Below are 12,316 nucleotides of genomic sequence, written 5' to 3'. Positions count from 1 at the left end.
GGCCTCATTGGTTCGTGGTCTGGCGCAGCAGCATGGTGCCGCCGCGCTGAGTAAATTCAAGTTTCTTCAAAGCGCTCATGCCCAGCAGGACCTGGTCCCCGTCGAGCCCTGGAGCCACCAGGGCCCGGACATCGTGCAAGGTGATATCGCCCAGCTGCAGGCGCTCGATACGGGTCCGGTAGCCCTCGCTGCGACCGTTGGCAGTGCTCAGGGTCACCGGCAGTCCTCGCTCCAGGCCCAGGCGCTCGGCCAGCCCGGAGGGGATCGAGACTTCGGTGGCGCCGGTATCGAGCATGAACTGCACCGGCTGGCCGTCGATGTGGCCGCTGGCGACGAAATGCCCCTGGCCGTTGCCGACCAGCTTCACTTCGATGTAACCCTCATGTTGTTGCGAACTGACGACAGTGTTGGGGTTCTCCTGGCGCGCTTCCCAATCGGCGAAGAACCGCGTGGCCAGGAACAGTCCCGCCGCCCAGGCCAGGATCAACAACACTCGGCCGGCACTGCGCCCCGGTTGCTGGCTCACGGCTTGGCACTCCAGCCGCCTTGCGGCGCGGCAAAGCGCCAGACGATCGGCCGGCTTTCACCATCGGCGCGGGCACCATTGTTGTTGTCCAGGCCGATCCAGGCGCCTTCGGCATCCACCACCAGGGCTTCGGCCAGGCCGTAGGGCTGTGGATAACGCCGTGACTCCACCAGGGCTTCGGCAGCGAAGGACCAGCACTGCTCGACCTTGGCGCTCTGCGCATCGCGGCGGCAGATCTGGTAGGCGTTGCGTTCCAGGGTGAACAGCTTGCCGTCGAACAGCGAAAGATCGGCGAAGTCACGGGTCACGGCCTTGGCATGGGGCACCTGCTCGGGCTGCATCTGCAGGCCGGCTTCGCTGAGCAGCACGCAACCGCCATCGCAATCCCAGGTGCTCTGCCCGCGCTTGATCAACAACAGGCCACGCCGCTCACGCTCCGCCGCCAGCCAGATACGATCTCCGGCCGGGTTCACCGCCAGCCCCTCGAACAATGCATTGAAGTGCAGCAGCATGCCACTGGCCCGGGCTTCGCGGACCATCAGCGGGGAAATCTTCAACCACTCGGGCGCGCCCTGGGCCGGTACCTGCAACACCGAGGCATGGGCTTCGCTGACCACATACTTGTTGCCGGCGGCATCGCAGGAGATGCCTTCGAAGTCCAGGTCCCCGCCACGCACGAAGGACGCCGCCCAGGTCCGTGACTTCAGCCCCCAGGGCAAACCGATATCGGGTACCGGTGGCACTTCCAGCTTGACCGTCTCGGCCTGCCAGACGCTGTCGCGGGTATCGAGCCGGTAGATCTGGTCGTCGTCGCGATCCGACACGGTCCACAGCTGCTGGCCGCACAGCGCCAGCCCCGAGAGATTGCCGCCGCGCATGCCTTCTACCGGATGCTCGGACAGCAGGGTCAGCTCGGGGGCCGGCGCGGCCACCGCCGAGGTTGCCGATAGCGCCAGGGCCAGGACCAGGCCTTTGTGCATCAGGCCAGCACCTCGGCCAGGTTGCCCTTGGACTCCAGCCAGGACTTGCGGTCGCCGGCGCGTTTCTTGGCCAGCAGCATGTCCATGATTTCCGCGGTGGCCTCGACGTCGTCCAGAGTCAACTGCACCAGGCGCCGGGTATTGGGGTCCATGGTGGTCTCGCGCAGTTGCGGCGGGTTCATTTCGCCCAGGCCCTTGAATCGGGTGACTTGCGGCTTGCCGCGTTTCTTCTCGGCCACCAGGCGATCGAGGATGCCGTCACGCTCGGCGTCGTCCAGGGCGTAGAAGATCTCCTTGCCCAGGTCGATCCGGTACAGCGGCGGCATGGCTACATAGACGTGGCCGGCATCCACCAACGGGCGGAAATGCTGCACGAACAGGGCGCAGAGCAAGGTGGCGATGTGCAGGCCGTCGGAGTCGGCGTCGGCGAGGATGCAGATCTTGCCGTAGCGCAGCTGGCTCATGTCCTCGGCGCCTGGGTCGACACCGATGGCCACGGCGATGTTATGCACTTCCTGGCTGGCCAGGACCTCGCTGCCGTCCACTTCCCAGGTGTTGAGGATCTTCCCGCGCAGCGGCAGGATCGCCTGGAACTCCTTGTCCCGCGCCTGCTTGGCCGAACCACCGGCGGAATCACCTTCCACCAGGAACAGCTCGGAACGCATCGGGTCCTGGCCGGCACAATCGGCCAGCTTGCCCGGCAATGCCGGGCCCTGGGTGATGCGCTTGCGCTCGACCTTCTTGCTGGCCTTGAGGCGTCGGCCGGCGTTGCTGATGGCCAGCTCCGCCAGTTGCATGCCCAGTTCGGGGTTGGCGTTGAGCCACAGGCTGAAGGCATCCTTGACCACCCCGGAAACGAACGCCGCAGCCTCGCGGGACGACAGGCGCTCCTTGGTCTGGCCGGAGAACTGCGCGTCCTGCATTTTCATCGACAGGACGAAGGCGATCCGCTCCCAGACGTCCTCCGGTGCCAGCTTGAGGCCGCGCGGCAACAGGTTGCGGAACTCGCAGAACTCGCGCATGGCGTCCAGCAGCCCCTGGCGCAAGCCGTTGACGTGGGTACCGCCCTGGGCGGTAGGAATCAGGTTGACGTAGCTTTCCTGGACACTGTCGCCGCCCTCGGGCAGCCACAGCAGGGCCCAGTCCACCGCCTCCTTGTTACCCGCCAGGCTGCCGCAGAACGGCTCGGCCGGCAGGCGCTCGAACTCGCTGACAGCATCCACCAGGTAGGAACGCAGGCCATCTTCGTAATGCCACTCGACCTTCTCGCCGGTGCCCTTGTCCTCGAAGCTGACCAGCAGCCCCGGGCACAGCACGGCCTTGGCCTTGAGCACGTGCTTGAGGCGGCTGACGGAGAATTTCGGCGAATCGAAGTATTTCGGGTCCGGGGCGAAGAATACGGAGGTACCGGTATTGCGCTTGCCAACGCTGCCGACCACTTCCAGCTCGGAAGCCTTGTAGCCGTCGGCGAAGGTCATCTGGTACTCGCTGCCATCGCGCTTGACCCGCACCCGTACCTGGCTGGACAGGGCGTTGACCACGGAAATGCCCACCCCGTGCAAGCCGCCGGAGAACTGGTAGTTCTTGTTGGAGAACTTGCCGCCGGCGTGGAGCTTGGTGAGGATCAGCTCGATGCCGGATACGCCCTCTTCCGGATGGATGTCCACCGGCATGCCACGACCGTCGTCGGACACTTCCAGGGAATGATCGGCGTGCAGGATGACCTGTATCGACTTCGCATGGCCGGCCAGGGCTTCGTCGACACTGTTGTCGATGACTTCCTGGGCCAGGTGGTTGGGCCGCGTGGTGTCGGTGTACATGCCCGGGCGTTTGCGCACCGGGTCGAGTCCCGAGAGGACTTCGATGGCGTCTGCGTTATAGGAGCTAGCGCTGGGAGTGGCCATGGGTTCTCGTCGTTAGTCGTTCAATGAATATGGGGCGCGGCTTCACAGTGCGGTGAAGTCGAACGCCTGGTACTGATCGGCGGTAATGCCGGCAAAATTCAATATCGCCGGCAATTGGCCGGTAAAACCTTGGAAACTATGGTCGCCACCCGCCTGGATGCGCAAGGCGCAAGCGCGGTAATACGCCTGGGCGTGGCGATAGTCCAGCGTCTCGTCCCCGGTCTGCAACCATACCTGGTAACGCTCCGGATCCTGGGGCGGCGGGACCTCCAATGCCTCCAGGGCCGCCACGTGATCGAGGGTCAGCTCCCAGGTTTCATCGGTATACAGGTTCTGCTGCGGGCCCAGGTAACCGTCGAACAGGCGATGCGGGTTGACGGCGGGGTTGATCAGCAAGGCTTTCAGACCGTGGCGCTCGGCAAGGTGTGTCGCATAGTAGCCGCCGAGCGAGCTGCCGACCAGCAATGGACGGCCCAGCTCGACGATCGCCTGCTCCAGCTGGCCGATGGCCTGGCGCGGATGATGGTGCAAGGCCGGTACCCGCAACTGGTCGCCCAGGCCGATCTGCTCCATGACCCGGCGCAACTGGGAGGCCTTGGTCGAGGCCGGGGCGCTATTGAAGCCGTGGATATAAAGGATGGAAGCGGACATGCAGACTCCCTGTGCCTGGGCAAAAGCCGCAGTTTACAGGGATGGCGCCGGGTTACGAAGCGGCTTCAGTAACCGTCGCTGCCGTAGTCCACGGTGAAGGCATAACCCTCGACCCGCTGCACGCCGGTTTCCAGCCGTCCGTCGGCCAGCAGCCGCAACCAGCGATAACCCGGCGCCCGCTCCTCGACCTTGAAGTCGTCGCTGCGGGGCTCGAACTGGATGCAGGTCGAGGGTGAGGCCAAGAGTCGCAGGCCGCCGCGCCGGCGGTCGATTTCCTGGTGGACATGGCCCCACAACAGGGCCCTGACCTGCGGCCGCCCCTCGATCACTTCGAATAACGCCTCGGCATTGCGCAGGCCGATGGACTCCATCCACGCACAATCGATGGACACCGGATGATGGTGCAGGCAGATCAAGTGATGACGCCCTGGCGCCTCATCCAGGGAACGGGCCAGCAGTTGCAACTGCTCGTCCTGGAGAAACCCCGGCACCGAACCCGGTACGGACGAATCCAGCAGGGTGATGCGCCAGTTGCCGATATCCACCACAGGTTGCAGCAATTCGCTGCCTTGGGCGGCCAATTGCATGATGCCTGGTTCGTCGTGGTTGCCGGGCAGCCAGCGAGCGGGTGCCGGGATCTGCGCACTCAACTGGTGAAAGCGCTGGTAGGACTGCAGGCTGCCGTCCTGGGACAAGTCGCCGGTGGCCAGCACCAGGTCGATCTTGGGTTGTTGCGCCAGCACCAGGTCGATGACCCGTTGCAGGCTGTCGGCGGTGTTCATGCCCAGCAGCGTGCCGTGCGTCTCGGCAAACAGGTGGCTGTCCGACAGTTGCACCAGCAGCACGGAATCATCGGTGGGCGAAGCGGATACGCTTGGCAAGGGGTTCTCCCAGGGCAGGACCAAGGCATGAGGAATGGGGCAATTATGCTGGGGAAGTCGCCAGGGGGAAACCGCGGAACCGGACCCAGTTCACATCTTCATCCTGTCCGCTTGCCGGCCTAGCGCACGGCCTCGAACTCGTGCCCGCAGGCCAGGCAATGGCTCAACCACTCCCCGAGGAAGATGTTCAGCTGGGCCTTCTCGTCCGGTTGGTGCATGAAGGCGTTGGGATAGGGATAGATGCTGCGAAAGCGCCGGGCGTGCTCGGCGCTGATCACCTCGGCCATGCGCGCGTCATGGTAGACCTGCACCTCCAGCTGCGGGACCGGCAGCCAGGGCAGGCTGTGCTCCTGGCGCACCTGCAAGGTGGTGGTATAGGGACAGGCCAGCACCACCTCCAGGGCCAGCACGCCGAGCATCTGCTCGCCCTGGGTCACGGCGATGCGTCGCGCCTCCGGCTGGTTGCGCATGTCGGGCAGCAGGCGCATCAACCGGGCGTAGTTGGCCTCGCAGGAAGCTTGCAGCCCCGCGAGGTCCACCCGATAGCGATCACGCACCTTGTTTACGACCATAACCCCCTCACTTCCGCGCGGTTGAGCGCCAGCCACTGCAAGGCAATGATGCTGGCCGCATTGCAGATCCGCCCGTCACGCATGGCCTGCTGGGCATCCTCGTAGGCCATCACCGAAACCCGGATATCCTCCGCTTCCTCCTCCAGCCCGTACAGCCCGCCGGCGGCACTGCTGTCGCAGCGTCCCAGGTACAGATGGACGAGCTCGGTACTGCCGCCGGGCGACGGGAAATACCGGGTCATGGGCCACAGCGCCGAGATGTCCAGGCCCGCCTCTTCCTGCGCCTCGCGACGGGCGACCTGCTCGGGCTGCTCGTCCTTGTCGATCAGGCCGGCCACCAGTTCCACCAGCCAGGGCGAGGCGGCCTTGCCCATGGCGCCGATACGGAACTGCTCGATCAGCACCACCTCGTCGCGCTGCGGATCGTACGGCAGTACGCAGACCGCATCGTGACGGACGAAGACTTCACGATTGATTTCAGGCCCCATGCCGCCGGCGAACAGCTCGTGGCGCAAGTGCAGGCGTTCGAGCCGATAGAAACCCTGGAAACAGTTTTCGCGCCGGATGATCTCGACGGCACTCGGCGTGGAGTGGGCAAAGTCAGTCATAACAATCCTCGTGTACTACATGTTCGATCCGAGGATCCTCCTCGACTTCGCGCAATCCTAACGCGCTCGCGCCTGCCGATGCAGCCCCTTTGCCCTCAGCGGGATAGACGGCGAGGGGCTAAACCTACTCTAATTGCCTCCATTGAGCTTAGTGGCGAACCGACTGCCCCGCAGGTAGTCGAAGCCGGTAGCTTTCGCCTCCCCCTGGTTTATGAAGGACGCCCATGTCGCTTGTCAAAATCGCCTCCGTGGCCTGCATCGCCCTGACCCTGGGCGCCTGCCAGAGCCTGTTCCAGCCAAGCTACAAGGCTCCTCTGGAGGTCACCCGAGATAAATCCGAACAACTCAAGTCCGGCTGCAGCGGCGCCGACTGCCCGCTGGTCAACCTCGACCTCGTGCACTTCCCCGCCGAGCCGCAACTGGATGCCATCGTCGAGAAACGCCTGTTGCAGATGACTCGTACCAGCCCCGATGCGCCGACGCCGGCCAGCCTGGTGGCCTACCGCGAGCAGTTCCTGCGCAGCGCCGCGGACCGCCACGGCATGTACCTGCAGTCCAAGCTACGCGACCAGCATGACGGCCTGGTGATCGTCGAACTGGCCAGCTACCTGGACACCGGCACCGCCAACGGCACACCGGGCCGCGGCTTCGTCAACTACTCGCGCCAGCAGCACAAGGCCCTGGACCTGGCCGACATGCTGCTGCCAGGCCAGGAAGAGATGTTCTGGAAGGCCGCCCGGGTCGCCCACAACAACTGGCTGATCAGCACCCACCTGGATCGCGAGGCGGAGTTCATCAGGGCCTGGCCTTTCCAGAAGACCCCGAACGTGGCCCTGACCCGCAACGTGGTGACCCTCAAGTACGACGTCAGCAGCATCGCCCCAGCCCCCCTGGGCCACGTCGAGCTGCAGATCCCCTACTCGCGCCTGCGCGGCATACTCAAGCCCGAGCTGCTTCCCGACGCCGACTGAAGCCCAGCACTCCGTGCAGCAGCCCTGCCAGCAACAGCGACGGCAGGGTTGCCCCCACATCCGGATAGAAATTGGCCAGCAGGTGGTAGGTGCTCACCCCACCGAGCCAGGCCAGCAGTGCCGGCCCGTGCCAGGCCACCAGCGACGCCTGGGCACCGCGCCGGCGCAGAATGAAGTGATCCACCAGCACCACGCCGAACAGCGGCGCGAACACCGAGCCGATCAGCAGCAGGAAGTTCTGGTACTGGGCCAATGGCGCCAGGCAGGCGATCAGGGTGCAGAGCACGCCAATGCCCAGGGCCAGGTGCTCGACCTTCAGCCGCAGCAGGATGCCGGTGGAGACCGCCGCCGAATGGATGTCGGCGAAAGCGTTTTCCGACTCGTCCAGCAGGATCAACAGCAGCGGGATTCCCAACCCGGCCCCGGCCAGCGCCAGCAACAAGGCATTGGCCTCGCCGTCTGCCGCGAAGGCCAGGGCATAGGCCACTCCCAGGGTCATCAGCCAGGCATTGCCGATGAAGAACCCCAGGGCGGTGCCACCGAACACATCCCGCGCGCTCTTGCCGAAGCGCGAGTAGTCGGCGATCAACGGCAACCAGGAAAGCGGCATGGCGATGGCGATATCGAAGCCCACGGCGAACGGCATCGAGCCATCCCCGGCCCGTTTCCACAACGCCGCCAGGTCCGCCCGGGCGAACAGGTTCCAGGTCAGCCACAGGCAGGCTGCCAGCAGCAGCCAGATCCCCCACTTGCGCAGGATCCGCCGGACGAAGGTCAAGGGTCCGCTGACCGCCAGCAAGGTGGCCAGCGCCCCGAACAACAGGGTCCAGAGCACGGGGCTGGTCCAGGTGCTGCCTTCGCCGAAGGCCCGGGCTCCCAGGAGGCTGGCGGCATCGCGCATGACGATGATCTCGAACGCCCCCCAACCCACCAGTTGCAACAGGTTGAGCAACGCCGGCAACCGGGCGCCGTGGCGTCCCAGGCTGAGCTTGAGGGCGGCCATGGCGGACAACCCCGTATCGCTGCCGATCACCCCCACGGCAGCCAGCAACAGCACCCCCACCGCACTGCCCAGCAGGATCGCCAGCACCCCATGGGCCAGCCCCAGCCCCGGCGCCAGCAGCGCGCCGGTCTGCAACACCATCAGGCCGATACCGAGGGAGAACCACAGGGAAAACAGGTCGCGGGCGCCGAATACGCGTTTGTCGGCAGGTACCGCAAGGTCGGGAGAGTAGGTACTGGTTGGACTGCTCAAGGCGGTGATCTCGAAAGAAAAAGGGACAGAGGCAAGGAGCAGCTGCGAACCGCAAGCGGCAAGCAAGAACCCTGGGGCCCTTGCTTGCCGCTTGCAGTCAGGCGCTTACCGGTGCCTCTCAGACTTTCTTGTACAGCTGGCTGCCTTCCTGCTTGAAGCGCTCGGCCTGCTCGGCCATGCCCTTGGCCACATCGACATCCACCGCCTCGATACGCTGGTTGGCGGCGTACTCGCGCACTTCCTGGGTGATCTTCATCGAGCAGAACTTCGGCCCGCACATGGAGCAGAAATGCGCCACCTTGGCCGAATCCTTGGGCAGGGTCTCGTCGTGGAACGCACGCGCGGTGTCCGGGTCCAGGCCGAGGTTGAACTGGTCTTCCCAACGGAACTCGAAGCGCGCCTTGCTCAAGGCGTTGTCGCGGATCTGCGCCCCCGGGTGACCTTTCGCGAGATCCGCAGCATGCGCGGCGATCTTGTAGGTGATGATCCCGGTCTTGACGTCATCCTTGTTCGGCAGACCCAGGTGTTCCTTGGGCGTGACGTAGCAGAGCATGGCGCACCCGAACCAGCCGATCATCGCCGCGCCGATGCCCGAGGTGATGTGGTCGTAGCCCGGGGCGATGTCGGTGGTCAGTGGGCCGAGGGTGTAGAACGGCGCCTCGTCGCAGCATTCCAGCTGCTTGTCCATGTTCTCCTTGATCAGCTGCATCGGCACGTGGCCAGGGCCTTCGATCATGCACTGCACGTCGTGCTTCCAGGCGATCTTGGTCAGTTCGCCGAGGGTTTCCAGCTCGCCGAACTGGGCTTCGTCGTTGGCGTCGGCCACCGAGCCCGGACGCAGGCCATCTCCCAGGGAGAAGCTGACGTCGTAGGCCTTCATGATTTCGCAGATTTCCTCGAAGTGGGTATAGAGGAAGTTCTCCTTGTGGTGGGCCAGGCACCACTTGGCCATGATCGAGCCGCCGCGGCTGACGATGCCGGTGACCCGCTTGGCAGTCAGCGGCACATAGCGCAGCAGCACGCCGGCGTGGATGGTGAAGTAGTCCACGCCCTGCTCGGCCTGCTCGATCAGGGTGTCGCGGAACAGCTCCCAGGTCAGGTCCTCGGCCACGCCGTTGACCTTCTCCAGGGCCTGGTAGATCGGTACGGTGCCGATCGGTACCGGCGAGTTGCGGATGATCCACTCGCGGGTTTCATGGATGTGCTTGCCGGTGGACAGGTCCATGACCGTGTCCGAACCCCAGCGGATGCCCCAGGTCAGCTTGGCCACTTCTTCTTCGATGGACGAGCCCAGGGCGCTGTTGCCGATGTTGCCGTTGATCTTCACCAGGAAGTTGCGGCCGATGATCATCGGCTCCAGCTCCACGTGGTTGATGTTGGCCGGGATGATCGCGCGGCCGCGGGCGATTTCCTCGCGCACGAACTCGGGGGTGATCTCCTTGGGAATGCTGGCGCCAAAGCTGTGGCCAGCGTGCTGCTGCTTGAGCAGGCCGGCGGCGCGGGCTTCCTGCAGCTTCATGTTCTCGCGGATGGCGACGTATTCCATCTCGGCGGTGATGATGCCCTTGCGCGCATAGTGCATCTGGCTGACGTTGGCCCCGGCCTTGGCCCGGCGCGGGTTGCGCACATGGGCGAAGCGCAGCTTGGTCAGCTCGGCGTCGGCCAGGCGCTGCTGGCCGAAGTCGGACGACAAGCCGGCCAGGCGCTCGGTGTCGGCACGGTCGTCGATCCAGGCCGAACGTACGTCGCCCAGGCCCTTGCGCACATCGATCAGCACGTTGGGGTCGGTGTAGGGACCGGAAGTGTCGTAGACGGTCACCGGGGCGTTGATTTCACCGCCGAAGTCGGTGGGGGTCACATCCAGGCTGATTTCCCGCATTGGCACGCGGATATCCGGGCGCGAACCCTGGACGTAGATCTTTTGCGAGCGGGCAAAGGGCTGGACCGATTGCTGGTCGACTTGGGCCGACTCACTGAGGTTGCTAGCGTTTTTTAGTTTTGTCGTCATCACGGGCTCTCCAGACAGCATCCAGGCAGTGGAAGTTTGTCGGAGCGAACCTGTAGCGGACGGACGCACCCTGTCTAGGCGACTAGTGAGTGCAGTGCTTGGTACTCAAGAGGAATGTTCGATTGTCGAACAACATCCCGGACGAAGCACAAGAGGACTCGCCGGGTGACGAGAAATCTTGTTCCCTACGCAGGCCTTAACCTGATCAGGTTCAACGGGATCCGGATTATCCGATCTCAGCCTCATAGCAAGGCACCCCGACAAGAACCGGGCCAGTCTAGACAAAGCCGGGACAGAACGCCAACACCCGAGCGATAAGCGTGATGAATGGCGCAATCGACGGATTGTTGCGCCAGGGCCACGCCTCTACACTCGTTGCCCAGTGTCGAGCCTTGACGCTCTGTAGGGTGCGCCTTAGCCTTGGCGCCTGGATTATCTCCGTAATATCAACACTAGGGATCGCCGAATGCTGCGCAAACTCTCACTGGCTGTTGCCGTGTCTTGTGCGTCCAATGGAATGGCATGGGCAGCCGAAGCGCCTTTGTCCCCCACCCGTACCGACCTGGTCAGCGTCTACCAGGAAGCGGTGGACAACAACGCCGACCTGGCCGCCGCACGCGCCCAATACGGCGCCCAGAAAGAAATCGTGCCCCAGGCCCGGGCCGGGCTGCTGCCGAACCTGTCGGCCGGCGCGGACATGAACAACACCCGCACCAAGTTCGACGAACCGTCGATGACCTCTACCCGCAGTGGCAATGTCTACCGCGCGACCCTGGCCCAGCCGCTGTTCCGCGCCGACCGCTGGTTCCAACTGCAAGCCGCCAAGGACGTCAACGAACAAGCCGCGCTGCAACTCTCGGCCACCGAGCAGAACCTGATCCTGCAAAGCGCCGAGACCTACTTCGCGGTACTGCGCGCCCAGGACAACCTGGCCTCGACCAAGGCCGAGGAAGCCGCCTTCAAGCGCCAGCTCGACCAGTCCAACGAGCGCTTCGACGTGGGCCTGTCGGACAAGACCGACGTGCTGCAATCCCAGGCCAGCTACGACACCGCCCGGGCCAACCGGATCGTCGCCCAGCGCCAGGTGGAAGATGCCTTCGAGGCCCTGATTACCCTGACCAATCGCGAATACCAAGCGATCCAGGGCGTCGTCCATACCCTGCCGGTACTGACGCCGACCCCGAACGACGCCAAGGCCTGGGTCGACACCGCCGCCAAGCAGAACCTCAACCTGCTGGCCAGCAACTACGCGGTCAGCGCCGCCGAGGAAACCCTCAAGCAGCGCAAGGCCGGCCACGCCCCGACCCTGGACGCCGTGGTGCAATACAAGAAGGGCGACAACGATGCCCTGGGCTTCAGCAATCCCAATCCCCTGACGCGCTATGGCAGTGACGTCGAGCAGCGCTCCATCGGCCTGCAACTGAACATCCCGATCTACAGCGGCGGCCTGACCAGTTCCCAGGTCCGCGAGTCCTATTCGCGCCTGAGCCAGTCCGAGCAGCAGCGCGAATCCCTGCGACGCCAGGTGGTGGAGAACACCCGCAACCTGCACCGGGCGGTGAACACCGACGTCGAGCAGGTCCAGGCCCGGCGCCAGTCGATCATCTCCAACCAGAGCGCCGTGGACGCCACGGAAATCGGCTACCAGGTGGGTACACGCAACATCGTCGACGTGCTCGACGCCCAGCGCCAGCTGTACAGCTCGGTACGCAACTACAACAACAGCCGCTACGACTACATCCTCGACAACCTGCGCCTGAAGCAGGCCGCAGGCACCCTGAACCCCGGGGACCTGCAAGACCTGGCCCGCTACCTCAAGGCCGACTACAACCCGGACCGCGACTTCCTGCCGCCGGACCTGGCCAAGGCCGCCGCCGAGCAACTCAAGGCTCGCCCCTGAGGGCAGCGGACCGGAAAAGACAAAGGCCACCGTTCAGGTGGCCTTTGTCATTCGACGCCA

The 12,316-nt window shown here is 64.6% G+C and carries 11 protein-coding genes and 1 riboswitch; of the genes, 2 read left to right on the top strand and 9 right to left on the bottom strand.

The window, feature by feature from the left end; translation table 11 throughout:
- Positions 1-4 precede the first annotated feature (4 nt).
- From C4K40_RS02715 to C4K40_RS02685, 7 genes are all read right to left on the bottom strand, one after another.
- On the bottom strand, positions 5-526 hold the full coding sequence (locus C4K40_RS02715; RefSeq protein WP_022641349.1) for a TIGR02281 family clan AA aspartic protease: 522 nt from the start codon (positions 524-526) through the stop codon (positions 5-7).
- Entirely contained in the window at positions 523-1,506 is a 984-nt protein-coding gene (locus C4K40_RS02710) for an esterase-like activity of phytase family protein (RefSeq protein WP_022641348.1), read from the bottom strand. The genes C4K40_RS02715 and C4K40_RS02710 overlap by 4 nt, the downstream gene beginning before the upstream one ends.
- On the bottom strand, positions 1,506-3,410 hold the full coding sequence (parE, locus tag C4K40_RS02705) for a DNA topoisomerase IV subunit B (protein ID WP_022641347.1): 1,905 nt from the start codon (positions 3,408-3,410) through the stop codon (positions 1,506-1,508). Before parE ends, C4K40_RS02710 begins: the two co-directional genes overlap by 1 nt.
- 42 nt (positions 3,411-3,452) lie before the next feature.
- Positions 3,453-4,061 (bottom strand): YqiA/YcfP family alpha/beta fold hydrolase, encoded by a 609-nt coding sequence (locus C4K40_RS02700; protein WP_022641346.1) that lies wholly within the window; start codon positions 4,059-4,061, stop codon positions 3,453-3,455.
- Between the two features lie 65 nt (positions 4,062-4,126).
- The gene (cpdA, locus tag C4K40_RS02695) at positions 4,127-4,942 is read right to left on the bottom strand and encodes a 3',5'-cyclic-AMP phosphodiesterase (RefSeq protein ID WP_053132939.1); all 816 of its coding nucleotides are present in this window, start codon (positions 4,940-4,942) and stop codon (positions 4,127-4,129) included.
- Between the two features lie 119 nt (positions 4,943-5,061).
- Entirely contained in the window at positions 5,062-5,514 is a 453-nt protein-coding gene (locus tag C4K40_RS02690; RefSeq protein WP_022641344.1) for a DUF1249 domain-containing protein, read from the bottom strand.
- Entirely contained in the window at positions 5,505-6,122 is a 618-nt protein-coding gene (locus C4K40_RS02685; RefSeq protein WP_022641343.1) for an NUDIX domain-containing protein, read from the bottom strand. The genes C4K40_RS02690 and C4K40_RS02685 overlap by 10 nt, the downstream gene beginning before the upstream one ends.
- A gap of 224 nt (positions 6,123-6,346) precedes the next feature.
- On the opposite strand from C4K40_RS02685, the gene C4K40_RS02680 reads away from it, so the two are divergent.
- Positions 6,347-7,093: a DUF3298 domain-containing protein gene (locus C4K40_RS02680; protein ID WP_022641342.1), complete on the top strand. Its 747-nt coding sequence runs from the start codon at positions 6,347-6,349 to the stop codon at positions 7,091-7,093.
- Here C4K40_RS02680 and cytX read toward each other — a convergent pair.
- Together cytX and thiC are read right to left on the bottom strand one after the other, a co-directional pair.
- Entirely contained in the window at positions 7,062-8,348 is a 1,287-nt protein-coding gene (cytX, locus tag C4K40_RS02675) for a putative hydroxymethylpyrimidine transporter CytX (protein ID WP_053132367.1), read from the bottom strand. The two genes, C4K40_RS02680 and cytX, sit on opposite strands and share 32 nt — an antisense overlap.
- Positions 8,349-8,466: 118 nt before the next feature.
- Positions 8,467-10,356 carry a phosphomethylpyrimidine synthase ThiC gene (gene thiC / locus C4K40_RS02670; RefSeq protein WP_022641340.1) on the bottom strand — a complete coding sequence of 630 codons (1,890 nt, stop codon included), beginning with the start codon at positions 10,354-10,356 and terminating at the stop codon, positions 8,467-8,469.
- A gap of 165 nt (positions 10,357-10,521) precedes the next feature.
- A riboswitch (TPP riboswitch) is annotated at positions 10,522-10,626 on the bottom strand.
- Between the two features lie 196 nt (positions 10,627-10,822).
- Here thiC and C4K40_RS02665 point away from each other — a divergent pair.
- The gene (locus C4K40_RS02665) at positions 10,823-12,256 is read left to right on the top strand and encodes a TolC family outer membrane protein (RefSeq protein ID WP_031320617.1); all 1,434 of its coding nucleotides are present in this window, start codon (positions 10,823-10,825) and stop codon (positions 12,254-12,256) included.
- Positions 12,257-12,316: the final 60 nt, after the last annotated feature.

It is taken from the genome of Pseudomonas sp. CMR5c, assembly GCF_003850545.1.
Lineage (GTDB): Bacteria > Pseudomonadota > Gammaproteobacteria > Pseudomonadales > Pseudomonadaceae > Aquipseudomonas > Aquipseudomonas piscis.
Note: the sequence above shows the minus strand (reverse complement) of the source record. Positions and strands in the feature narration are given on the sequence as shown.